This window comes from Rhodococcus sp. ARC_M12 (assembly GCF_022810385.1).
In the GTDB taxonomy this organism is placed as follows: Bacteria; Actinomycetota; Actinomycetes; order Mycobacteriales; family Mycobacteriaceae; genus Rhodococcoides; species Rhodococcoides navarretei.
Genome location: NZ_JALGQI010000002.1, coordinates 107,861 through 132,023, shown reverse-complemented (window position 1 = coordinate 132,023; position 24,163 = coordinate 107,861). Strand labels below are relative to the sequence as shown.

Here is a 24,163-nt window from a genome sequence, read left to right as displayed (position 1 = left end):
GTATGACGTATTCAGCCGAGACCAGTACTGTCCCGACCATCGTGCTCAACGACGGCACGTCCATTCCCCAGCTGGGGTTCGGTGTGTGGCAGGTGCCCGACGACGGTGCCCAGGCCGCAGTGACCGAGGCATTGAAGGTCGGCTACCGCAGCATCGACACCGCCAAGGTGTACGAGAACGAGGCCGGCACCGGCAAGGCGATCGCGGAATCCGGCATCGCCCGTGACGAGCTGTTCGTCACCACCAAGCTCTGGAACGACGATCAGGGCTACGACTCCACCCTGAAGGCGTTCGACGCCAGCATGGAACGACTCGGACTCGAGTACCTCGACCTGTACCTCATTCACTGGCAGCAGCTCGATCGCGACAAGTACGTCGACACCTTCAAGGCATTCCAGAAGCTGAAGGCGGACGGCCGCATCGGTTCGATCGGCGTCTCCAACTTCACCATTCCCACCCTCGAGAAGCTGATGGACGCCGTCGGCGAGGTGCCCTCGGTCAACCAGATCGAGCTGCATCCGCGCTTCATCCAGGAAGAGCTGCGCGCGTTCCACACCTCGAAGGGCATCGCCACCGAGGCCTGGAGCCCGCTGGGATCGGGCACCATTCTCGACGAGCCGGTGTTCGCGAAGATCGGCGACGCACACGGCGTCACCCCGGCTCAGGTCATCCTGCGTTGGCACATCCAGCTCGGCAACGTGGTGATCCCCAAGTCGGTGACCCCGAAGCGCATCGCCGCCAACTTCGACGTGTTCGGATTCGAGCTGAGCAACGACGAGATTCAGCAGATCAACGCACTGGATTCCGCAGACGGCCGCACCGGCCCGGACCCGGACCAGTTCAGCAGCTGATGTGAGCGGAACTTCGTAGCCCACTACGAAGTTCCGCTCACATGGGGGGCCTAGTCTGTATCCATGTCCGATTCGCTCGACGGCAAGACCGTTGCCCTCACCGCCGAGCGGCGTGCAGACGAATTGGCCACCATGCTCGAACGCCGCGGCGCGAACATCGTTCACGCCGCGGCGATTCACGTTCTGCCTCTGATCGACGATTCCGAGCTGAAGTCCGCCACCGAGGGCATCGTCGAACACCCGCCGCAGATCGTCGTGATCAGTACCGGTGTCGGTTTCCGGGGCTGGCTCGACGCGGCCGCCGACTGGGGGATGCGCGAAGACCTCCTGACAGCACTGGGGCACACGCGAATCATCGCCCGAGGTCCCAAGGCGCGCGGGGCAATTCGTGGTGCCGGGCTCAGGGACGAGTGGTCACCCGCTACCGAGGCCTCGCAGGAAGTCTCCGATCATCTCGAGGCCGAGGGTGTCGCCGGCGTGGACATCGCGGTTCAGCTGCACGGCGTCATCACCGAGTGGGAACCGACGATTCACCTGAGCGACGCGTTGAACGAACTCGGTGCACGTGTCCGCCCGATCCCGGTGTATCGGTGGATCCGCCCCGTGGATCAGAGTCCACTCATCGACTTGCTGGCGCAGATCACCGAGCATCGCGTCGACGCGGTGACGTTCACCAGCGCGCCCGCGGTCGCGTCTCTGCTCTCGACAGCGAAGGACAACGGCCTGCTCGACGCTTTCCTGGACGCACTTCGAGGCCCTGTCGCCGCGATCTGCGTCGGGCCGGTGACGTCGGCACCGTTGGATGCGTTGGGTGTTCCGACCTCCATGCCGAGCCGGGCGAGGCTCGGCGCGCTGGCCAAGTTCGTGGCCGAGCAGCTCGGTTAACCCAGAGTCTCGAGCAGCTCCGTCACCGCCGCGCGACCGGCCCGGTTCGCGCCGATCGTGCTGGCGGACGGTCCGTAGCCGAGCAGGTGGACGCGATGGTTCGCTGCCACGCGGGTGGTGAGCCTGCCGTCCATCACGATTCCGCCGCCGTGTCCGCGCAGGCGCAGCGGAGCGAGGTGGTCGAGGGCGCTGCGAAAACCGGTGGCCCACAGGATCACATCGGCGTGCTGACTCGACCCGTCCTCCCACACCACCGAATCCTCCGTGATGGACGAGAACATCGGCTTTCGGTCGAGCGCGCCGCGCTTCTGGGCGGCAGCCAACGACGGGGTCAGCAGCAGTCCGGTGACCGAGACGACCGACCCGGGAGGCAGGCCTGCCCGCACGCGTTCTTCGACCATCGCGACGGCCTCACGACCGGCATCGTGATCGAACTCGCTGTCCCGGAACACCGGTGGTCGACGCGTCACCCAGGTCGTCGTCGTGACCTGCGAGATCTCGTCGAGCAGTTGGACGGCCGAGATGCCGCCGCCCACCACAACGACGTGCTGGCCGGCGAAGTCGTCGGCCGTCCGATAATCCTTGGTGTGCAGTTGCTTGCCACCGAACGTCTCGGCACCGTCGTAGTGCGGAACGAACGGCTTCTCCCACGTCCCGGTCGCATTGATCAGCCCCTCGGCCATGACGACTGTCTCGCCCGCTTCGACCCGGAATCGGGGCTCGCGGTCGCACACGACGGTCACCGTGACGGGGCGTCGAACATGCAGTTCGAAGCGGTCTTCGTACTCGCGGTAGTACCGGGGAACGGCATCGGCGGCCGCGATGGTCTCGGCAGGCTCGTCGCCGAGGGTCTCGGCGAACGCCATGCCGGGCAGGTCGTGCACGCCGTTGACGGTGCTCAGGGTCAGCGACGGCCAGCGGAATTGCCACGCGCCACCCGGGCCGGGGGAGCGATCCAACATCACGAACCCCTCGCCTGCGGTCAGGCCGGCGCGATGCAGGTGATAGCCGGCCGAGAGTCCTGCTTGGCCGGCACCGATGACGGCGACCCGAGTGTCGATCATGGAGACCAGTAGATCAGGCCCCACACTGTCGATTCCTGTACTGGTGGGTAACCTCTGCACTCGTGATTGGACACACACGTGACGGCGATGTCGTCACCCTCGAACTGCAGCGCCCGGATCGACGGAACGCATTGAACTCCGAGTTGTGCCTCGCGGTGCAGCGCGGAGTCGAACAAGCCGAGCGTGACGGCGCGCGGGTCGTGGTCATCACCGGTCAGGGGACCAGCTTCTGCGCGGGAGCCGATCTGACCGGTGATGCGTTTCCCGAGCATTTCGGGCAGATCCTCGAGGAGATGCTGACGGCGATCGAACGTGTCTCGATCCCGGTGGTCGCGGCGATCAACGGCCCGGCGGTGGGTGCCGGGACACAGTTGGCGATTGCCTGCGATCTGAGGGTTGTTGCGCCGGGTGGATTCTTCGAGATTCCGTCGACGCGGCTCGGTATCGCGGTGAGCAACTGGACCATCCGGCGGTTGGCCGCGCTCGCCGGGGGCGGCGTCGCACGCACGATTCTGATCGGCGGGGAACGGGTGCACGCCGATCAGGCGTACACGTGCGGGCTGGCCAACAAGCTCGGCGACGTCGATGCGGCGATGGAGTGGGCACAGTCGATCACCGCACTCGCGCCCTTGGCGCTGAAGCATCTCAAGCTCGTTTTCAACGATGATGGAGCACATGATGTTCCGACGTCGGAACAGGCCGCTGCGTTCGAGGCCACGTGGAGCAGCGAGGACATGAAGGAAGCGCGCCGAGCACGTACCGAGAAGCGCACGCCGAAGTTCGCAGGAAGGTGATCAACGGCGCGCCCGATGCGGGCGATACTGCATGGTTGCTGGCCAGTACCGCGCTGGTGTTGCTGATGACGCCCGGTCTGGCCTTCTTCTACGGCGGGATGGTGCGCTCGAAGAGCGTGCTGAACATGATGATGATGAGTTTGTCGGCGATCGCGGTGGTGTGGCTGCTGTGGTTGGCGTTCGGATTCTCGATGGTGTTCGGCGACAACGTGATCGGCGGATGGATCGGGAATCCACTGCAGTACGCAGGTTTCGAGGGTCTGCTGGGTGGGGTGTACACCTCCGCCGGGGGAGCGGTGTCGATTCCGTTGGTGGGCACCGTTCCCGCACTGGTCTTCGCGGCCTTCCAGGCGGGCTTCGCGATGGTGACCGTGGCGTTGATCTCGGGAGCCGTCGCAGATCGGATGCGCTTCGTTCCCTGGGTCGTGTTCGCGGCCTTGTGGTCCACCCTGGTGTATTTCCCGGTGGCGCACTGGGTGTTCTCGCTCGACGGCCTCACGAGTGAGTTCGGTGGGTGGATCGCCAACCGGCTGGGCGCGATCGATTTCGCCGGCGGCACTGCGGTGGAGATCAACGCCGGAGTTGCCGGTCTCGTGCTTGCCCTGGTGGTCGGCAAACGTCGAGGTTGGCCGCGAGATCCCATGCGCCCGCACAACCTTCCGGCCGTGATGCTCGGAGCCGGGTTGCTGTGGTTCGGGTGGTTCGGCTTCAATGCTGGATCGTCCCTCGCCGCGGACGGGGTTGCCGCAGTGGCCCTGGTGAACACGATGGGTGCCGGAGCGGTATCCATGGCCGCGTGGCTCGTCGTCGAGAAGCTGCGGGACGGCCGCGCGACGTCGTTCGGTGCTGCATCGGGAGTCGTCGCCGGACTGGTGGCCATCACGCCCTCGTGTGCGGCGGTCACCCCGATAGGTGCCGCAGCGATCGGGGTCGCGTCGGGCGCGCTGTGTGTGCTGGCCATCGGGCTCAAATATCGCTTCGGATACGACGATTCGCTCGACGTCGTGGGCGTGCATCTGGTGGGCGGCATCGTCGGCACGCTGATGATCGGACTCGTGGCCAGCGCGCAGATGCCGGCGGGAGTGGACGGTCTGTTCTACGGCGGCGGGCTGCATCAGCTGTGGGTGCAGGGGATCGCGGTGGCCGCGGTCTTCGCCTACTGCGCAATCGTCACCACCGGAATCGCGTTCGCCATCAAGGCCGTCATGGGCGTGCGCGCCGACGCACAACACGAAGCCGACGGCTTGGACGAGCACGAGCACGCCGAGTCCGCATACGACTTCGGAGTGGGCCACGGAGGCAGCAACAAGCCGGGTCTTTTCGGTAAGTAGAGACAACCCGCGCGAGTCGTTTACGAAACGATTGGACTTCGAAAGTCGTTCTGTCCCTTATGACTCGATGCGTCGGATCGTTGTTCGGTTCGACCCCGTTCGTTCATCCTCGGTTCGCCTGACCCGCGTGTTCCACCCATAGTTTTTCGCTGCTCGCATCGAGTGATGGACACGACGAAAGACTGAGGAACATGAAGCTGACTCGATTCGCGGCAACGTCCGCATTGGTCATTGCAGCGATGACGACCGCCATGGGCACCGCCTACGCGGATCCGGCTCCGGCGCTCGCCACTCCGGTCGGGTGGAACGTCACCCAGGCCGGTAACCAGGTCCTCGTCGACACGACGGCCGGCACCCTGAGCAACGAGGACAACCACCTCGTGGTCCGTGACGCCAACGGCGCACTCGTGGACTCGGTTCCGCTGGCCATTGCCGCCGACGGATTCTCGCACCCCGTCGCCGCCGTGATCGACGGAAACCACGCCACCCTGACCGCAGATGTCTCGCCCGCCGCGGCAACCCCGGTCTCCGCCTCGCTCCCCGGCCTGCAGCAGGTCGACCTGCCTGCCGCTGTCGCGGGTGTCAAGGACAACCTCAGCCTCACCGCCTCTGTCGGCGGATTCCTCGGTGCTGCAACCGGAATCGTCGGTGGATGCCTCCTCGGAATCATCACCGGAGTCGTTGTGACCGCACCGGTTGCAACTCTTCTCGGAGCCGGGCCCATCGGCGGCTGCGTCATCGGCGCGATCGCTCTCGGTGCCATCGGATCGCTCGCCGGCACCTCAGCCGGTGGCCTCGGCGCGGTCATCGGTAACGCCGGACAGTTCATCCAGCTCCTCAACGCTCCTCCCGCAGTCAAGAAGTAGATCGTTCACTGCAGTGCTGTGGCCCGCATCGGATTCCGGTGCGGGCCACAGTCGTCGGCAGGTCTACCGTGCCAGGGCAAGATCTCCCACGTGTGCCCGTCGAGCGGCCGTCACGAGTTCGACGATGGCGTCCGCCACCTCGTGTGCCCGTTCGAGAATCACCATGTGTCCGGCCTGCGCCACCCGGACCAGGCGAGCGTCGGGCAGATGTGCGGCAAGGGTTTCCGAGTGTCGCATCGGTGTCATCAGGTCGTCGGTGCCGCAGAGTACGAGGGTGGGAATCGAGGCCAGCGCGGCCAGGCCGGCTACCTCGTCGAGACCTCGGAATGCTCCGAGAAAGCCGGACATCGTGACGATGGACGTCTCACCCAGCATCGCCGTCGCCAGCGTCACCACCCGCGGGCTGACTTTGTGGGAGCCGCATCCCGCCGTCCTGACGATGGGGGCGCACACCCCGCGACTGAGCTTCTTGGCACCCGACATCAGTCGAGGGGCGCGTCGAACAGCGGCTTGGAACGCCGACACGGCGGGATGCGCGAGGCAACTGCCGAGCCCGTCGTCGGTGATCCCACCGGCCGACGTCGCGATCAGACCGACCCCGACCAGACGTGAGCCGACGGCCTCCGGGTTCTGACGGGCATAGGAGAGCGCCGTCATGCCGCCCATCGAGTGTCCGATCAGAACGAACGGCCCCACCGGGACCACAGCGCGGATCACGTCGGCCAAGTCCTCGCCGAGCTGATCGATGGTGCAGCTGTCCGGCGTTGCTGCACCGGATTCGCCGTGGCCGCGGTGATCGTAGAGAACGATTCGCGTGTCCTCGCCCCAGACTGCCTCGACGTGTGTGCGCAGCTCGGTCCACGACTGCATCCGCAGGCAGTGTCCGTGGACGAACACCACGGTCAGAGCTGCATCGGGGTGTCCGAACTCGCGCACTGCGAGCGTGGTGCCGTCCGCAGCGGCGACGGTGCTCCGGCGACCGACCAGATGGTTCTGCTCACTGGTGTTCATGTGCGCTCCGCGGTGTCAAGGTCACGTGACGCGACGTGGATGTTGTCCGGTACGTCGCTTCCACGACACGCCGTGTTACCTGAATCACATTTTCTTTCGATGTGGTAGCCGATCCGACCAAGCCGAACGGTCGGCAGCGTCGAAGTACCGATGAGCGTTCAGGTGAGGGCGCGCGTTGCCAAGAAGGAGATCGGCCATGAGCACTTCCATGGACACGCTGGAAGACGTCGTACCGCGGGCCGTCGCGGGCGACCGTGCCGCACTCGAACGCGTACTGGTGCTGATCCAGCCACCGGTCCACCGCTACTGTTCCGCCCGGGTCCGGAATCTCGACGTGGCTGCGGACGACGTGGTGCAGGACGTATGCCTCGCACTGGTCACCGCCATTCCCAAATATCGCGACATGGGCAAGCCCTTCATGGCGTTCGTCTACGGGATCGCTGCACACAAGCTGGCCGATGCAGGTCGTAGATCTGCTCTTCGTCAATCGTTCTCGGTCGACGAGATGCCCGAGGAGCAGTCAACCGACGCCGGGCCCGAGCAGGTCGCGCTCGGCGACGAACTGCGCAGCCACGCTCAGGCCTTGATGGATACCCTGCCGCCGAAATACAGGAAGATCATCCTCATGCGAGTGGTGTGGGGTCTCACGGCACCGCAAACAGGCGAAGCGCTCGGAATGACGGCCGGGGCCGTGCGAGTGGCCCAGCATCGGGCGATGAACCTGCTCCGTGCCGAGTTGTCGAACTTCTCGCTGTTGGCGGCACGCGCAGTCGCCTGACGATCCCTCCGTGACGAGCATCTGCGCCGGATGTCCGAATCGTCGGAGTGAGTAACAGTAGCTACATCGTCACAAGACACTCCGGCAATGTGGCGGTTCTACGTTGTTGATCCATGACCGCCGTACAGCCAGCATCGACAGACACCGCGCTCAAAGAGACGCTGGAGGACTACACACTGCGCTTCGCGCCGCGGAGCTACCGTAAATGGGGAACCGGCGTTGTCGCGACGTCCGCGCTCGGCGGCATCGCGTATCTCGCAGACTTCGCCATCGGTGCCAACATCGGCATCTCCTACGGAACCGGTAACGCCCTGTGGGGCATCCTGGTGTTCGCCGTCGTGATCTTCCTGACCGGGCTCCCGCTCGCCTACTACGCTGCGCGCTACAACATCGACCTCGATTTGATCACCCGTGGAAGCGGATTCGGCTACTACGGATCGGTGGTCACCAACGTCATCTTCGCGACGTTCACGTTCATCTTCTTCGCGCTCGAAGGCTCGATCATGGCGCAGGGACTCGAACTCGGCCTCAACATTCCCTTGCCCATCGGGTACGCGGTATCCACGATCATGGTGATCCCGCTGGTCATCTATGGCATGAAAGCCCTTGCCAAGCTTCAGGTCTGGACCACCCCGCTGTGGCTCGTCCTGATGGTGCTGCCGTTCGTGTATCTCGTGATCAGCAACCCCGACTCGGTCGGTGAGTTCTTCGCCTACGGCGGTCAGGACGGGGCCGACGGCAAGGGCGTCAACGTCGGGTCGGTCATGCTCGCCGCAGGCGTGTGTCTGTCGCTCATTGCGCAGATCGCCGAGCAGATCGACTACCTGCGCTTCATGCCGCCCAAGACTCCCGAAAATTCTCGGCGGTGGTGGACGGCAGTGCTTCTGGCCGGCCCGGGCTGGGTCATCTTCGGTGCACTCAAGCAGGTCGTCGGCCTCTTCCTCGCCGTGTACCTGATCGCCAACGTCGTCGACGGGTCCAGCATCGCCAACGAGCCGGTGCACCAGTTCCTGGAGATCTACGAGAACTTCATGCCGGGCTGGCTCGCCATGACCCTCGCGGTGATCCTGGTGGTCATCAGTCAGATCAAGATCAACGTGACCAACGCGTATTCCGGGTCGCTGGCGTGGACCAACTCCTACACCCGCCTCACCAAGACATATCCCGGCCGCATGGTGTTCGTGCTGTTCAACCTTGCCATCGCACTGATCCTGATGGAAGCCAACATGTTCGACTTCCTCAACAGCATCCTCGGCTTCTACGCCAACTGCGGTATCGCGTGGATCGCGGTGGTGGCGTCGGACATCGTCTTCAACAAGTACATCCTGAAGCTCTCGCCCAAGGTCCCCGAGTTTCGACGCGGCATGCTCTACAACATCAATCCGGTCGGCTTCGGGTCGATGGCGGCGTCGGCGATTCTGTCGATTCTCGTCTTCTTCGGCGCATTCGGATCGGCGATCAAACCGTACTCGCCGATCGTGGCTCTCGTTCTCGCACTGGTGCTTCCGCCCATTCTGGCGGTGGCAACCAAGGGCAAGTACTACCTGCGGCGTACCGACGACGGTATCGATCTGCCGATGTTCGACGAGTACGGCAATCCGTCCGACGCGCTCGTGATGTGCCACGTCAGCGGAATGGAATTCGAGCGACCCGACATGATCGCGTCCAACGTGCCGGGGCCCAACGGGGAGAAGCAGTACATCAGTTCACTGTCACTGAGTACCGACAAGACGGGGGAGCACATCCTGCCCGAGCAGTAGGCGACTTCGTCGCAGGTGAGTGGAAACTCGTAGTGGGGGCCGAGTTTCCACTCACCTGGCGAGTCAGCGTCCTCGGAACTCGGGATCGCGACGCTCGAGCATCGCGTTGACCGCCTCGGAATGATCCTCGGTGTGGTGTGCGATGGCCTGATAGGCAGCGGAGAGTTCGAGCAAGGATTCCAGACTCTGCTGCTGGCCCTCGCGCAACAACTTCTTCGTCATACGCAGTACCTGCGGTGGGTTGGCCGCCACACGCCGAGCCAGTGTGTGGGCAGCGTCGAGCAGATCCTCGGGCTCGACGACCCGAGAGACCAAGCCCCATTCCAATGCCGTTGCAGCATCGATGGCCTCGCCGGTGAACGCCATTTCGCTCGCCCGTGCCATGCCGATGGCTCGGGGGAGCAGCCAGGCCCCACCGTCTCCGGGAATGATGCCCACCTTGGCGAAACTCTCGGAGAATGTCGCAGTGGTCGAGGCGATTCGAAGATCGCACATCAATGCCAGATCGCAGCCGGCTCCGATGGCTGGGCCATTGACCGCAGCGATCGTGGGAATCTCGCAGTGATACAACGCCTTCGGGATTCGTTGAATGCCGTGGCGGTAGCCCTGCCGCAACTCGGCCGGGCTACCACCGAACATTCCCTGCTTGTCCCGCATGTGCTTGACGTTCCCGCCCGACGAGAATGCCGAACCGGCACCGGTCAGGATGGCGACCCTGATCGATGGATCCCCGTTCGCGTCGGCGATCGCGGCCTCGAGAGCGTCGATGGTCTCCATCTCGGAGATGGGATTACGGGCCTGGGGGTTGTTCAACGTCCAGGCGACGATGTCCCCGGTTCGCTCGATCAGCAGTGGTGCGTCGGTCATGGCGGGCGGGTCCTCCATCTTCTTGTGCAGCTTGGGTCGTGAGTGGACTTCGTAGCAGGCTACGAGGCAGGAGTGGAGCCTGCGGAACGACCCGCAGGCTCCACACTCACATGCGGCGAAGCCGCTCAGATGGTGCGGGTCAACCGATCCGCCAGCAATCGGGAGAATTTCGCCGGGTCCTTCAGCTCGGTGCCTTCGGCCAACAAGGCCGTTGCATAGAGCAACTCGGCGGTCTCGGCGAGGTGCGGATCATCGCTGCGATCCTCGCGGGCCTTCTTCAATCCCGTCACCAGATCGTGGGTGGGGTTGAGTTCGAGGATGCGCTTGGAGGTCGGCACGAACTGTCCCGACGCCTTGTACATTTTCTCGAGCTGCGGGGAGAAGCTGAACTCGTCGCCGACGACGCAGGCCGGTGACGTCGTCAGGCGCGTCGACAGACGTACCTCCTTGACGTCCTCGCCGAGGGTCTCGGTCAGCCAGGTGAGCAGGTCCGCGAACTCCTTGTCCTGCTCCTCGCGCTTGGCCTCGGAGTCCTTCTTCTCCTCTTCGGTGTCGAGGTCCACCTCGCCCTTGGCGATGGACTGGAACGACTTTCCGTCGAAGTCGGTGACGTTGCCGACCCACACCTCGTCGACCGAATCGGTGAGCAGCAGCACCTCGAGGCCGCGAGCCTTGAACGCCTCCATGTGCGGCGAGCTCTCGATCTGCTGACGGGATTCGCCCGTCATGTAGTAGATCTGCTGCTGGCCGTCCTTCATCCGGTCCACGTACTCGGCGAGGGTGGTCACGCCCTCCTCGGAGTTCGTGGACGCGAACGACGAAATGCCCAACAGGGTTTCGCGATTGTCGGAGTCCGAGATCAGGCCCTCCTTGAGGACCGTGCCGAACTGCGACCACAGCGTCGTGTACTTCTCGGGCTGCTCGCTCTGCAGCTCCTTGACCGTGGAGAGCACCTTCTTGGTGAGGCGTCGACGGATCGCGCGGATCTGCCGGTCCTGCTGCAGGATCTCGCGAGAGACGTTGAGCGAGAGGTCCGCTGCGTCCACGACACCCTTGACGAAGCGCAGGTACTCGGGCAGCAGTTCCTGCGAGTCGTCCATGATGAACACGCGCTTGACGTACAGGTGCACGCCGGCCTTGCTCTCGCGCATGAACAGGTCGAACGGCGCCTGCGACGGAATGAACAGCAGCGCTTGGTATTCGAACGTGCCCTCGGCCTTGAACGGGATGACCTCGAGCGGCTCGTCCCAGGCATGGCTGACGTGCTTGTAGAACTCCTTGTACTCCTCCTCGGACACCTCGTCCTTGGAGCGGGTCCACAGCGCCTTCTGCGAGTTGATCGTCTCCGTCTCGATCGTGACTATGTCCTCGCCGACATCGCCATTCTCATCAGCTGGGCTCTTGATGCGCTTCTCGACGTCGATGCGAATGGGCCAGGCGATGAAATCGGAGTACTTCTTGACCAGTTCCTTGATCTTGCGCTCGGACGCGTAGTCGTGGAGATGGTCTTCCTCGTCGGCGGGCTTGAGCGCCAGCGTCACCGAGGAGCCCTGCGGAGCGTCGTCGACGTCGGTGATCTCGTAGGTGCCCTCACCGGTCGACTCCCACTTGGTGGCGGTGCTTTCACCCGCCTTGCGGGTGAGCAGCGTGACCTTCTCGGCCACCATGAACGTGGAGTAGAAGCCGATGCCGAACTGGCCGATCAGCTCCTCGGATGCGGCTGCGTCCTTGGCTTCCTTGAGCTTCTTGCGGACCTCTGCGGTGCCGGACTTGGCCAGCGTGCCGATGAGGTCGATGACCTCCGAGCGCGACATGCCGATGCCGTTGTCCCGGATGGTGAGGCTGCGGGCTGCGGCGTCGATGTCGATCTCGATGTGCAGATCCGAGACGTCGACGTCCAGGTCCTTGTTGCGGTACGACTCCAGGCGCAGCTTGTCCAGCGCGTCCGAGGAGTTGGAGATCAGTTCACGGAGAAAGCTGTCCTTGTTGGAGTAGATGGAGTGCACCATCAGATCCAGGAGCTGACGCGTCTCCGCCTGGAATTCGAGCTGTTCGGTACTCAATGTCTCCCCTTCTAGCAGCAAAACCGACGCGAATATTCTACGGCAAGGCTACGGGTGAGCTGCGAAGACGTCGGCGCCGCCTACTGTGGTGGCCGTGACGAAGACGAAGTTCGTACTGGGAGCCACAGCAGCACTGAGCAGTGCATGGTTGGCGCGTGCCCTGTGGGGTCTGCCCTCGGCCATCGGTGCCAGGCGCGTGCACATCACCCCGTACGCAGCAGGATCGCCGCGATACCGCGATCGCCGATTCCACAACTCCGACCCCAGCTCCAGTTACGTACCGGGGCGCGGCGAGAAAGGGCAGCAGAACATGTTCGTCTCGCTGCTCACCGAACGCGGCAAGGGAAGGCCCCAACGCCCGATTCCGCTGGCACCGCCGATCGCGCCGGTGGACGCGGGCGAGCTCGCGGTCACCTGGTTCGGACATTCGAGCGTGCTCGTCGAGGTCGACGGCTACCGCGTCCTCGCCGATCCCGTGTGGAGCAATCGTGTCTCGCCGTCCTCGGTGGTGGGGCCCGCGCGCCTGCATCCGACCCCGGTCGGGCTGATCGATCTGCCGCAGGTCGACGCCATCGTCATTTCCCACGATCACTACGACCATCTGGACAAGGTGACGGTGCAGAAGCTGGCGAGTACGCAGTCGGCCCCGTTCGTCGTGCCGCTGGGAATCGGTGCTCACCTGCGGAAGTGGCGGGTGCCCGACGCGCGGATCATCGAACTGGACTGGGACGAGCAGACGAACGTCGGTGGCCTCACCGTCACGTGCACCGAGGCGCGTCACTTCTCCGGCCGTGGCTTGACCCGGGACTCGACGCAGTGGGCGTCCTGGGCCTTCGCCGGTCCGGTTCGACGCGTCTTCTTCGGCGGCGATACCGGCTACACACCGAAATTCGCCGAGATCGGCAGCAATTACGGCCCCTTCGATCTGACGCTTCTTCCCGTCGGTGCCTACGACGTGCGGTGGCCGGACATCCACATGAATCCGGAGGAAGCGGTCACCGCGCACGTCGATCTGACGGCGTCGGGCATCTTCGTCCCGATCCATTGGGCCACGTTCAACCTGGCCTTCCATCCCTGGTCCGAGCCGATCGTGCGGCTGCACGCCGCCGCCGAGGACGTCGGAGTGCAGGTGGCCGTGCCGATGCCGGGCCAGCGCATGGACGCAACTCGAACGTTGCACGACGATCGTTGGTGGGCTCGGCTGGGCTGAGCGAACCGCATTAGGCTGCACGCATGTCTATCGACGCCGATGCGCAGCGGGATGCCGGGCTGACCGAGGCGGAGGTCGCCCAGCTCCGGGCCGAGGGGAAATCCAACGACGTTCCGGCCCGAGCGTCTCGGTCGGTTCGCGACATCGTTCGCGGCAACGTGTTCACCCGAATCAACGCCATTCTCGGGGTGTTGCTGATCATCGTGCTCTCGACGGGCTCGGTGATCGACGGCATGTTCGGGCTGTTGATCGTCGCGAACAGCGGCATCGGCATCATCCAGGAGATTCGTGCCAAGCGCACGCTCGACCGCCTGGCCATCGTCGGTCAGAACAAGCCCCAGGTTCGACGCGAGGGCGTCTCGAAGCAGATCCCGCCCGATGAGGTCGTGCTCGGCGACATCGTCGAACTCGGGCCGGGCGATCAGATCGTCGTCGACGGTGAGGTGATCGAGACCGCAAGCCTCGAGATCGACGAGTCACTGCTCACCGGTGAGGCCGACACGGTGCACAAACTCGAAGCAGCGCAGGTGCTTTCGGGAAGCTTCGTGGTCGCGGGCAGTGGGGCCTACCGCGCGACGAAGGTGGGCCGCGATGCCTATGCGGCCAAGCTCGCCGAGGAAGCCAGCAAGTTCACCCTGGTCAAGTCCGAACTGCGCAGCGGTATCGACAAGATCCTGAAGTTCATCACGTACCTGATGATTCCGGCCGGTGCGCTGATCATCTACAACCAATTGTTCTCCAGCGGTCAGGCTTTGCGGCCTGCCCTCAACGGCATGGTGGCTGCGCTCGTCCCGATGGTGCCCGAGGGCCTGGTGCTGATGACGTCGATCGCCTTCGCGGTGGGCGTGATCCGGCTCGGTCAACGGCAGTGCCTGGTGCAGGAGCTGCCGGCGATCGAGGGCCTCGCCCGCGTCGATGTGGTGTGCGCCGACAAGACCGGCACGCTCACCGAGAACGGCATGCGTCTGTCCGAACTGGTGCTGATCGACCAGCCCGATTCCGACTCCGCCACAGCGGCTCTCGCGTCCCTCGCACGCGACGATCCGCGTCCGAACGCCAGTGTGCAGGCCGTCGGCGAGGCATACCCGGACGCGCCCGGGTGGACGCAGACGGCCGTGGCCCCGTTCTCCTCGGCCAAGAAGTGGAGCGGGCTGTCGTACGGCGAGCACGGGAACTGGCTGCTCGGTGCTCCGGACGTGTTGCTCGACGCCTCCTCCGACATTGCCCGTCGGGCCGAGGATGCCGGTTCCCATGGACTGAGGGTGTTGTTGCTCGCCAGCTCCGACCGCTCGGTCGACCACCCGGAGGCGCCCGGCGTCGTGACACCGCAAGCGCTGGTGATTCTCGAGCAGAAGGTCCGTGAGGACGCCCGAGAGACGTTGGACTACTTCGCAAGTCAGCACGTCGAGGTCAAGGTCATCTCCGGCGACAATGCTGTTTCCGTCGGCGCGGTCGCGGGTTCGCTCGGACTGCCCGGTGGCAACGCTCCGATCGATGCGCGTGACCTCCCCGAGGATTCCGATCGGCTGGCCGACGCCGTGGCAGGTTCGACCACGTTCGGTCGGGTGCGGCCCGATCAGAAGCGGGCGATGGTGGGCGCGTTGCAGTCTCGCGGCCACACGGTCGCGATGACCGGCGACGGCGTCAACGACGTGCTCGCGCTCAAGGACGCCGATATCGGCGTCTCGATGGGCTCGGGGAGTGCGGCAACGCGAGCCGTTGCGCAGATCGTGTTGCTGGACAACAAGTTCGCCACGTTGCCCTACGTCGTGGGTGAGGGGCGACGCGTCATCGGCAACATCGAACGTGTCTCGAACCTGTTCCTCACCAAAACGGTGTACTCGGTGCTGCTGGCGTTCCTCATCGGTCTCTCGGGCGTGCTCTCGCAGATCTTTCATTTCGAGCCGATTCCGTATCCGTTCCTGCCACGGCACGTGACGATCGCGGCGTGGTTCACCATCGGAATTCCCGCCTTTGTGCTCTCGCTCGCGCCCAACAACGAGCGGGCACGCAGTGGCTTCGTGTCGCGGGTGATGCGCCTGGCCGTCCCGTCCGGGTTGATCGTCGGCTCCTGCACGTTCATCTCCTACCTGCTGGTCTATGCCGGCCCGAACGCCAGCGAGACCCAGGTGACGCAGGCCAGTACCACCGCGCTGATCACCTTGATCATGATCGCGCTGTGGGTGTTGGCCGTCGTCGCGCGGCCCTACAACTGGTGGAAGATTCTGCTGCTCGCCGGATCGGTCGGTGGCTACCTGCTGCTGTTCGCAATCCCGTTCTGCCGCACGTTCTTCAAGCTCGATCCGTCGAACGTCGGAGCAACCACCAGTGCTCTGGTCATCGGCGGCATCGGTATCGCGCTCGTCGAGGTCGCCCACCGATTCGGATCGGCACTACGCAACAGGCAGTACAAAACGTAAGCTCCCAGGTGTTCGATCACTCTAGCGACAGGAGAGAGTCATGGGCTTCGCAGACAATCTGAAGGGCATCGTCGACAAGGGCAAGGACCTTGCGGCCGAGAACTCGGACAAGATCGACGACGTGGTGGAGAAGGCCGGGGACTTCATCGACAACAAGACCGGCGGCAAGTACGCCGACAAGATCGACAAGGTGCAGGAAGCCGCCAAGAAGGCAATCCCGGACAAGTAGGACCTATCGGGCGTCCGACGTGAGTGTCGGTGCCGTCGGCCGCGCCACGGGGTGCGGCTGGCGGCACAATCGTCGGTGTGGACGGACCGATTCTTCTTCTCGTAGTCATCTTCGCGATCGCGGTCGCCGGTTTCGCCAAGCGCCTGGACCTTCAGGTTCCGCTCGTGCTGGTCACCGTCGGATCCATCGCCTCGTTCGTTCCCGGAGTGCCGCACGTCAGCCTCTCGCCCGAGCTGATCCTCGGCGTCGTACTCCCGCCGCTGCTGTACTCCGCCGCGCTCGACTTCTCGTTCGTCACCTTCCGGCGCAACCTCGGCCAGATTCTGCGACTGGGTCTGGTCATGGTGATCGTGACGACGCTGGTCGTCGGCTGGTTCGCCAATCTGCTGATCCCGGAACTCACTCTCGGCGCGGCCCTGGTCCTCGGCGCGGTCGTCGCCCCGCCCGACGCGGTGTCCGCGACCGCGGTCGGCCGCAAGCTCGGCTTGCCCGCGCGGATGATGGCCATCCTCACCGGCGAGAGCCTGGTGAACGACGCGGCCGCGCTGACCCTGTTCACCTTGGCCGTTGCGTCGGTGACGGGCAGTCGGATCGAACTGGGCTCGCCGGTGCTGTTCTTCCTGTACGAGATCGTGGGTGGCGTGCTGGTGGGGTTGATCCTCGCTCGTATCGTGCGGTTCGTCCGCAATCGCATCGCGGACTCGGCGCTGGAAACCGTGCTCGGCCTGGTGCTGCCGTTCACGGCGTATCTGGCGGCCGAGGAGATACACGCGTCCGGCGTACTCGCCGTCGTCACCGCCGGTTTTGTGCTGGGCCGTGTCACTGCCGACGTGTCGGTCTCCACTCGGGTCCAGGAACGACAGGTGTGGCCGACGCTCGATCTGCTGCTCGAAGCATTCGTGTTCGCCTACATGGGTTTACAGCTGAAGTTCGTCATCCAGGAAGTGCAACGCGAGGGGCTGCCGGTCCATCACGTGTTCGCGTACGCGGTGCTGGTGCTCGTGGTGGTCATGGTGGTCCGGCCGGCGTGGATCTTCGCCAATTCCGGTCGAGACATATTCATTCGCAAGCTGTTTCGTCGATCATCCCCGGCTGAGGCCGGTCTCACGTGGCAGCAGAACCTGGTGCTCTCGTGGGCCGGGATGCGCGGGGTGGTGACGCTCGCTGCGGCGGCCGGTGTGCCGCTGACCACGGTGGTCGGAGACGAATTCCCCGGGCGGGCAGTGATTCAGGCCGTGGCGTTCGTCGTCGCGGTCGGTACGTTGCTGCTGCAGGGGCTGACGCTTCCGCTGTTGATCCGCCGGCTCGACGTCGCAGATCCACTCGAGCAGCAGCGCAACGACAATCAGCGTCTGCTCTCACAGGCCATCGCCCGTACGGCGGCAGAGGACTACCTCCAGCGCGCGGCGAAGGAAGGAATCGCCGGAGTGGACGGCGAGCGCATCGACGAGGTGATCGAGCGCGTCCGACGCTCGGTGCGCGCTCGGTTGGATGCCGACGAGACCGAGGACCGCGAGAAGCGGATCGCGGCGGCCGGAGCGCTGTTCGACACCCTGCGACACAACGTCCTGGTCGCGCAGCGGGCGGCCCTCATCGCAGCCCGCGACTCGGGGGAGCTGGAGGACGAAGCTCTGCGGGCAGTGTTGAATGGCTTGGACGTGGAAGAAATTGCGGCCGAGGCTCGCATCGCACGACGCACACCGTAGACGACGCACTATGTAGGAGCGCAGAGACAGTGAGGTCGACCGGGCTGGTCGCCGCCGCGGCGCTGGTGTTCACCCTTGCCGCGTGCAGCACTCCTGCTGCCGATCCTGTCGAACCCGGCTCCGCGACCACCGAGACCGCGGCGCCCGAAGGGCTCGAACGCGGGGAGATCGTGTCGTCGACGTTGCTCGGTCAGGTCGACATCGGTGTGGCCTACCTCGGCGGAACGGCCACGAAGATCGTCTACCGCACCACCGACGGGGTGAGCGGCGGCGGTACCGAGACGTCGGGAACGGTGTTCGTGCCAAGGGGTTCTGCGCCCCCGGGTGGTTGGCCGATCGTCTCGGTGGGACACGGCACCACCGGTGTCACCGACGAATGCGCGCCCTCGCTCTACCCGAACCTGTTGGGCACCATCGGATTGGTGACCCCGTTCCTCGAACGCGGCACAGTGGTCGTGGTGACCGACTATCAGGGTCTCGGCACACCGGGGGATCCGGCCTACCTCGACCGCGACGCCGCGGCCTACGACATCATCGACGCCGTGCGTGCGGCCCGCAACGTGGTTCCCGAGGTCGGCACCAGGTGGGGCGCAGTGGGTACCTCTCAAGGCGGACAAGCAGTCTGGGCTGCTGCCGAGCGCAACGCGGATTACGGGGACGGTCTGCAACTGGTCGGTGCTGCGGCGCTCTCGCCCACGGTCGATCTGAGTCGATTCTTCGCTCCCGAGACCGAACAGACCCTGTCGCGTCAGCTGCTGGTGCCGTACCTGTACGAGGGTCTGCGCATCGCGAATCCGAGTGCCGAACGCTCGGACTACATTCGCGGCAATTTCGCGGACAACGTGACCGCGTTGACCGCCTGCAGTGATCTGCTCGGCTTCTCCAAGGCCGACGCCGGTGCCGTCCTCGATCCGGCGGACGCCGTCCCGGCCACCGAGGAAGCCGCGGACCGGATGACGGACTGGCTCGAATCGGTGGCCCTGCCTACCTCCGGCACCGAGGTGCCGATGTTCGTGTTGGTCGGCGAGCGCGACGACCTAGTCGATCCGCGGTGGACCCGCGACGCGGTGGACGCGGCCTGCGGACTCGGCGACGACATCGAGTTTCGCTCCGAACCGCAGCAGGGCCATGCCGAGTTGGCCGCCAACGCGATCGGCGTCGACTGGCTCGTCGAACGCTTCCTGAACACGCCGACGTCCAGCACGTGCATCCGATGACCGCGGCTCTCGCGTGGATGGCGGTGATCGTGGCGCTCATCGTCACGGTGATCGCTCTGATCAGCCTGCGTGGTCGACGCGATCTGACCACGCCCGCCGAACGGGCCGTGCACTCCACACTGCACACCGCCTCGCTGGCGGCCAAGCCACTGCGCGACGGACTCGACGCCCGGTCGGCAGCCGTTGCTGCGCCGCACCTGCGCGTGCTGACGGGTGCCGACGCGCTGGGCATCTGCGATCCCGACGGTTCGCTGCTGGCCTGGGACGGGCCGTGGGACGAGCTGACACCGGCCTTCGTCGAGGCGGCGAAGCGGGCGGTGGACGGGCAGCGGCGCGTCCTGGTGCGTCTGCCGCTCGGTTCGATTCACGAGGTCAAGGCGCTGGTGGTGCAGCCCATGGTCGTCGACGAGTCCCCGGTGGTCGGGGTGCTGGGTGCCGCTGTCGTCGCCGAGCCGGGGCCGGGCATGCTCGGGGCCATCGCCGAGGTCGCGCGCTACGCCTGCGGTCAGATCGAACTCGCCGAACTCGACGCCTCGCGCGCACGCTTGGACCGCGCCGAGGTGCGGGCGCTGCGCGCGCAGATCAGCCCGCACTTCATCTACAACGCACTCGGCACGATCGCGTCGTTCGTCCGCACCGACCCGGATCGGGCGCGGGAGCTGGTGCTCGAGTTCGCCGACTTCACCCGCTACTCGTTCCGCAACGCAGGCGAGTTCACGGTCCTCGCGGACGAGCTGCGCAACATCGACCGGTACCTGACACTCGAACGTGCCCGCTTCGGCGACTCTCTGCAGGTCACGCTGCAGGTCGCTCCCGAGGTCTTGGGCGTCGCACTGCCGTTCCTCGCACTGCAGCCCCTCGTCGAGAACGCCGTCCGGCACGGCCTCTCCGGTAAGGCCGACGGCGGCCGCGTCACGATCATCGCCGCCGACGAGGGCACCGACGCAGTGATCAGTATCGAGGACGACGGTGTGGGCATGGATCCCGACGTGTTGCGCTCGGGAAGCCTGCATACCGAGGACGCGGCCCATGTCGGATTGGCGAACGTGGACGATCGGCTGCGGGCGGCCTTCGGAAACGACTACGGTCTCGTCGTGGACACCGCACCGGGCGCAGGCACCAAAGTGAGCATGCGGGTGCCTAAATTCAGGCCGGGTGTGCGGGCATGACGCAGGCCGCGAACACCACTTCCGGCCGGGGACTGACCGTCCTCGCCGTCGACGACGAGCGCCCGGCACTGGACGAACTCGCCTTTCTGCTGCGCCAGCAGGACACCGTCGCCGAGGTGTTCACAGCGCAGGACGCCACGACTGCCCTGCGGCAGCTCCAACAGACCTCTGCGCAGGCAGTGGTAGACGCAGTATTCCTCGACATCAACATGCCAGGACTCGACGGCCTCGAACTGGCCGGCATCCTATCGGCGTTCGCGCGGCCACCCGCGGTCGTGTTCGTCACCGCCCACGACGACCGAGCGCTCGCTGCGTTCGACCTCGGTGCCGTCGACTATCTGCTCAAGCCGTTGCGAGAGGATCGTCTCGCCGAGGCACTGCGCCGGGTGTTGCTCGCGCGCCGTCGACCGGCCGAGTCCGCGGACACCTCGGCCGACGAGGTCATTCCCGTCGAACTCGGCGGTACCACGACGTTGGTGCATCGGTCGTCGGTCGCCTGGGTGGAGGCCGACGGTGACTACGCGAGACTGCACACCTCCAACGGCTCGCATCTGGTGCGTATACCGATCTCCGCTCTCGAAAGTCGCTGGGCCGAGGCCGGATTCCTGCGCGTGCACCGCTCCTACCTGGTCTCGCTACGGTTGGTCACGGGGATCCGAAGCGTCGGTTCGGGTCTGGTGGTGTGCCTACGGGCCAGCGGAAACCTGGCAGCCTGTGAACTGCCGGTGAGCCGTAGGCACGCCAGAGAACTCAAGGACCGGCTGGTCCGCGGTCCGTTGCAATCGTGGTCGTCCAGGTGACGAGGAGTAGGCAGTGAGCCAGCCACACCGGCAGCGGGTGGTGCTCTCGCAACGTCGCGGCGCACGGATGGTGCGCACCCGCGTCGAGGTGCAGGAGCAAACCGAGGTCGGCGACGCCCTGGTCCGTAGCCTGGTTCGTGCACAACTGCTGCTGTCGGTGCGCCTGGCGGTGATGACGCTGTCGATCCTGTTCGCAATTCCCCTTCTGGGGCTGGGTCTGGCACGTGTGACCGACGTTCAGCTGCTCGGCATCGGGCTGCAGTGGATCGTGCTGGGGGTAGCGATCTATCCGATGCTGTTCGGCGTCGGCTGGATGTACACACGTCGAGCCGAACGCAACGAGCACGACTTCATCGTCCTGATGGACGATTGACGCGATCGACGATCAGATAGCGTTCACAGTCATGTACAGGCCGAGGGCCAGCAGTATCGCGATCAGGACCATGTCGCTGTACTCGACGAACCGGTCGACGACGGTGCTCATGGGTCGTCGGGCACGGTCGCGGAAGACGAGCAGCGCGACGGCAGGTGCAGCGACGCCCAGGCTCGATACGACCACGAACACCACCGTGGCGGCGATCTGGGCGGCCACTACCGAGGACGCGTCGACGATCACCGCCACGGCCGAAAGCGCGATGACGGCACTTTTCGGATTCACCGAACCGAGCAAGAACGCAGTGACGAAAGCCTTGGCCCCGCTGAGGTTGCGGGCCGTTCCGACCCACCCCGGTTCTTCCTGCGTCGGGCCGTTCCGCACCCGCGCGACCAGCTTGCGGATGCCGAGAAGGAGCAGCACGAGACCGAGAGCGACTCTCAGCCAGCGCACCCAGCCGGACGAGTCCGACGCCAGGACCGCAGTGTCCATGACCACCAACCCTGCGGCGGTGACGGCCGCGACGCCTGTCAGCCATCCGGCAGTGAATCGAGCGAGCACGGAACCGGTGTTCAGAGAGCCGAGGCCCGCCGCCACCGCGGCGGTGGGCAGATGCGCGAACACAGCGCCTGCCGCGAACGGCAGACATGCGGCGACGGCCGTCGATACCGTCATCGGGTCACGCTCGGCACGTGCATCGACTCAGTGTCCCACCCCGACTCCGATCACCACATGAGTTTCGGTGCTCGGAGCCACGATCAGGAGATCGGCGTCCAGTGAACCAATCCATCCCGATCGCGACGGTGATAGCGCTGCTCGCCGCAGCTGTGGCCACCGTCGGCATCGGTGTCTACGGAGTTCGGTTGGCCCGCACCACCTCCGACTTTCTGGTGGCCTCCCGCTCCGTCGGACCACGCTGGAATGCCGCCGCCATCAGCGGTGAATATCTTTCTGCTGCATCGTTTCTCGGGGTCGCAGGGCTCATCGCGAAGTATGGAGCCGATGCGCTGTGGTATCCGGTCGGCTTCACGGCCGGCTACCTGGGTCTGCTGCTGTTCGTCGCCGCCCCCCTGCGCAGAAGCGGTGCGTACACGGTGCCCGACTTCGTCGAATTTCGGCTCGGCGCACCGTGGTTGCGGACCGTGGCGATGCTGGTGGTGGTGGTCATCTGCGCGCTGTACCTGGTGCCACAGTTCCAGGGCGCGGGCCTGACTCTGAACATTCTGCTCGGCGTGCCCGGTTGGGTCGGGGCACTGGCCGTGGGGTTGATCGTCATCGCGAACGTCGTCGGCGGCGGAATGCGCTCCATCACCTTCGTCCAGGCGTTCCAGTATTGGCTCAAGCTCACTGCGATCGCCATTCCGGCTCTGGTGCTGGCCGTGCACTTCTTCGCCGACGACCGAAGCGTCGGCAGCCCGGCCCCACCCACGGTGACCGAACAGACCGTCGTCGACATCACCACCGACGTGCTCGTGCAGGTCGACTCGCCGATCGTGGTGTCCGTGACAGGAACCTTGGACGAGCAGAGCGTTGACGGACGTGTGAATCTCGACGCAGGCGAACACCGACTCGGCTCGGGTACGTTGCTCACCCTGGACGCAGGTTCTCCGGTTCCGGTGGTCGCCGGCGCGCCGACCACCGACCGCGCCTGGGCGATGCCGGGCGGGGGACTGGGCGGGGCACACCCGCTCTACCAGGTGTACTCGCTGATCCTGGCCACGTTCCTCGGCACCCTCGGGCTGCCGCACGTGCTGGTGCGGTTCTACACCAACCCGGACGGCCGAGCCGCGCGACTGACCTCGCTCACCGTGCTGGCGCTGCTCGGCATGTTCTACCTGTTCCCGACGGTTCTCGGCGTCTTCGCCCGGCTGTACGTACCGCAGCTGCTGATCACCGGAGCATCGGACGCCGCCGTCCTGCTGTTGCCCGGCTCGGTACTGTCCGGCATTCCGGGCCAGCTGCTCGCCGCACTGGTGGCCGCAGGTGCCATCGCTGCTTTCCTGTCGACCTCCTCGGGTCTGCTGGTCAGCATCGCAGGCGTGCTCAGCACCGACGTCCTCTCGGGCAAGGTCCGAGACTTTCGCGTCGCTGCGATACTCGCCGGCGCGGTACCGCTGGCACTGTCCATCGGCGTTGTCTCACTCGACCTCTCGCGCACCGTCGGGCTCGTCTTCGCCGTCGCGGCATCCACCCTGTGTCCACTACTGGTGCTGGGCATCTGGTGGCGGGGACTCACCGCAGCGGGAGCGGCAACCGGACTGCTCCTCGGTGGCGGCATCTCACTCGTCGCCGCATCGATCTCCGTCGTCACCCCCATCTCCGACGGCGTCCTCGGCGGCTGGGCGGCAGCGATCCTCGGCTACCCCGCCGCAGTCAGCGTGCCGATCGCCTTCGCCTCGATGATCGCCGTCAGCCTGGCGACCCGAAAAACGATCCCGTCGGACATCTCCCGTATCTTCGCGCGACTGCACCTCCCCGAAGGCCTCGACATGGGCAAAGATCGCGAGCGCGAACTCTGAAACACCTGGGTCATTCCGCAGGCTCCACTCCTGACCGACTGGGTCATTCCGCAGGCTCCACTCCCGCAGGGCCGCTCAACTGCCATTCTCGACCGCTCGTCGCACACTCCCGCAGCCCATCGTGTGATCGACACCACCTCCTGATTTTGTGACCTGACTCTCACTACTGTTCCGAGTCAGCTACAGCTCACATCTACTTCAGGAGTCCAAGGTGACCGCACCGGAAACCAATTCGCCACCGGACGCGCAA

The 24,163-nt window shown here is 65.3% G+C and carries 21 protein-coding genes; 16 read left to right on the top strand and 5 right to left on the bottom strand.

The features are described 5' to 3' along the window. Positions 1 to 2: 2 nt before the first annotated feature. Positions 3 to 851 carry an aldo/keto reductase gene (locus MTX35_RS04140; RefSeq protein WP_243593759.1) on the top strand — a complete coding sequence of 283 codons (849 nt, stop codon included), beginning with the start codon at positions 3 to 5 and terminating at the stop codon, positions 849 to 851. 63 nt (positions 852 to 914) lie between these two features. After that, entirely contained in the window at positions 915 to 1,736 is an 822-nt protein-coding gene (locus MTX35_RS04135; RefSeq protein ID WP_243593758.1) for a uroporphyrinogen-III synthase, read from the top strand. Here MTX35_RS04135 and MTX35_RS04130 read toward each other — a convergent pair. Then, the gene (locus MTX35_RS04130; RefSeq protein WP_243593757.1) at positions 1,733 to 2,800 is read right to left on the bottom strand and encodes an NAD(P)-binding domain-containing protein; all 1,068 of its coding nucleotides are present in this window, start codon (positions 2,798 to 2,800) and stop codon (positions 1,733 to 1,735) included. The two genes, MTX35_RS04135 and MTX35_RS04130, sit on opposite strands and share 4 nt — an antisense overlap. A 62-nt stretch (positions 2,801 to 2,862) precedes the next feature. Here MTX35_RS04130 and MTX35_RS04125 point away from each other — a divergent pair, with 62 nt between their 5' ends. The 3 genes from MTX35_RS04125 to MTX35_RS04115 all read left to right on the top strand — a co-directional run bounded on the left by MTX35_RS04125 (position 2,863) and on the right by MTX35_RS04115 (position 5,791). Continuing rightward, entirely contained in the window at positions 2,863 to 3,594 is a 732-nt protein-coding gene (locus tag MTX35_RS04125) for an enoyl-CoA hydratase (RefSeq protein ID WP_243593756.1), read from the top strand. Then, positions 3,591 to 4,925: an ammonium transporter gene (locus MTX35_RS04120; protein WP_243593755.1), complete on the top strand. Its 1,335-nt coding sequence runs from the start codon at positions 3,591 to 3,593 to the stop codon at positions 4,923 to 4,925. The genes MTX35_RS04125 and MTX35_RS04120 overlap by 4 nt, the downstream gene beginning before the upstream one ends. 191 nt (positions 4,926 to 5,116) lie before the next feature. Further along, the gene (locus MTX35_RS04115) at positions 5,117 to 5,791 is read left to right on the top strand and encodes a hypothetical protein (RefSeq protein WP_243593754.1); all 675 of its coding nucleotides are present in this window, start codon (positions 5,117 to 5,119) and stop codon (positions 5,789 to 5,791) included. Between the two features lie 63 nt (positions 5,792 to 5,854). On the opposite strand, the gene MTX35_RS04110 is transcribed toward MTX35_RS04115, so the two are convergent. Continuing rightward, positions 5,855 to 6,802, bottom strand: coding sequence for an alpha/beta fold hydrolase (locus tag MTX35_RS04110; protein WP_243593753.1), 948 nt, complete (start codon positions 6,800 to 6,802; stop codon positions 5,855 to 5,857). A 196-nt stretch (positions 6,803 to 6,998) separates the two neighbouring features. Here MTX35_RS04110 and shbA point away from each other — a divergent pair, with 196 nt between their 5' ends. Next, positions 6,999 to 7,580 (top strand): RNA polymerase sigma factor ShbA, encoded by a 582-nt coding sequence (shbA, locus tag MTX35_RS04105; RefSeq protein WP_243593752.1) that lies wholly within the window; start codon positions 6,999 to 7,001, stop codon positions 7,578 to 7,580. Positions 7,581 to 7,693: 113 nt separating this feature from the next. Continuing rightward, positions 7,694 to 9,340 (top strand): cytosine permease, encoded by a 1,647-nt coding sequence (locus MTX35_RS04100; RefSeq protein ID WP_243593751.1) that lies wholly within the window; start codon positions 7,694 to 7,696, stop codon positions 9,338 to 9,340. Between the two features lie 63 nt (positions 9,341 to 9,403). Here MTX35_RS04100 and MTX35_RS04095 read toward each other — a convergent pair whose 3' ends face one another. Together MTX35_RS04095 and htpG are read right to left on the bottom strand one after the other, a co-directional pair. Next, the gene (locus MTX35_RS04095; RefSeq protein ID WP_094739812.1) at positions 9,404 to 10,207 is read right to left on the bottom strand and encodes a crotonase/enoyl-CoA hydratase family protein; all 804 of its coding nucleotides are present in this window, start codon (positions 10,205 to 10,207) and stop codon (positions 9,404 to 9,406) included. A 125-nt stretch (positions 10,208 to 10,332) separates the two neighbouring features. Continuing rightward, the gene (gene htpG, locus MTX35_RS04090) at positions 10,333 to 12,270 is read right to left on the bottom strand and encodes a molecular chaperone HtpG (protein WP_279395654.1); all 1,938 of its coding nucleotides are present in this window, start codon (positions 12,268 to 12,270) and stop codon (positions 10,333 to 10,335) included. A gap of 94 nt (positions 12,271 to 12,364) precedes the next feature. Here htpG and MTX35_RS04085 point away from each other — a divergent pair, with 94 nt between their 5' ends. The 8 genes from MTX35_RS04085 to MTX35_RS04050 all read left to right on the top strand — a co-directional run bounded on the left by MTX35_RS04085 (position 12,365) and on the right by MTX35_RS04050 (position 21,394). Next, positions 12,365 to 13,480 carry an MBL fold metallo-hydrolase gene (locus tag MTX35_RS04085; RefSeq protein ID WP_243593750.1) on the top strand — a complete coding sequence of 372 codons (1,116 nt, stop codon included), beginning with the start codon at positions 12,365 to 12,367 and terminating at the stop codon, positions 13,478 to 13,480. Positions 13,481 to 13,503: 23 nt separating this feature from the next. Then, complete coding sequence (locus MTX35_RS04080; protein ID WP_243593749.1) at positions 13,504 to 15,900, top strand: HAD-IC family P-type ATPase; 2,397 nt, start codon at positions 13,504 to 13,506, stop codon at positions 15,898 to 15,900. Between the two features lie 40 nt (positions 15,901 to 15,940). Beyond that, positions 15,941 to 16,129, top strand: coding sequence for an antitoxin (locus MTX35_RS04075; RefSeq protein ID WP_243593748.1), 189 nt, complete (start codon positions 15,941 to 15,943; stop codon positions 16,127 to 16,129). Between the two features lie 77 nt (positions 16,130 to 16,206). Continuing rightward, entirely contained in the window at positions 16,207 to 17,835 is a 1,629-nt protein-coding gene (locus tag MTX35_RS04070) for a Na+/H+ antiporter (protein WP_243593747.1), read from the top strand. 29 nt (positions 17,836 to 17,864) lie between these two features. Beyond that, on the top strand, positions 17,865 to 19,052 hold the full coding sequence (locus tag MTX35_RS04065) for a S9 family peptidase (RefSeq protein WP_243593746.1): 1,188 nt from the start codon (positions 17,865 to 17,867) through the stop codon (positions 19,050 to 19,052). Further along, positions 19,049 to 20,221 (top strand): sensor histidine kinase, encoded by a 1,173-nt coding sequence (locus MTX35_RS04060; protein ID WP_243593745.1) that lies wholly within the window; start codon positions 19,049 to 19,051, stop codon positions 20,219 to 20,221. Before MTX35_RS04065 ends, MTX35_RS04060 begins: the two co-directional genes overlap by 4 nt. After that, the gene (locus MTX35_RS04055; RefSeq protein WP_243593744.1) at positions 20,218 to 21,021 is read left to right on the top strand and encodes a LytTR family DNA-binding domain-containing protein; all 804 of its coding nucleotides are present in this window, start codon (positions 20,218 to 20,220) and stop codon (positions 21,019 to 21,021) included. The genes MTX35_RS04060 and MTX35_RS04055 overlap by 4 nt, the downstream gene beginning before the upstream one ends. 67 nt (positions 21,022 to 21,088) lie before the next feature. Next, positions 21,089 to 21,394: a hypothetical protein gene (locus MTX35_RS04050; protein ID WP_279393009.1), complete on the top strand. Its 306-nt coding sequence runs from the start codon at positions 21,089 to 21,091 to the stop codon at positions 21,392 to 21,394. Positions 21,395 to 21,406: 12 nt separating this feature from the next. Here MTX35_RS04050 and MTX35_RS04045 read toward each other — a convergent pair whose 3' ends face one another. Then, positions 21,407 to 22,069, bottom strand: a complete 663-nt coding sequence (locus MTX35_RS04045) for a GAP family protein (RefSeq protein ID WP_243593742.1) — start codon at positions 22,067 to 22,069, stop codon at positions 21,407 to 21,409. 101 nt (positions 22,070 to 22,170) lie between these two features. Here MTX35_RS04045 and MTX35_RS04040 point away from each other — a divergent pair, with 101 nt between their 5' ends. Beyond that, complete coding sequence (locus MTX35_RS04040) at positions 22,171 to 23,913, top strand: cation acetate symporter (protein WP_243593741.1); 1,743 nt, start codon at positions 22,171 to 22,173, stop codon at positions 23,911 to 23,913. Positions 23,914 to 24,163: the final 250 nt, after the last annotated feature.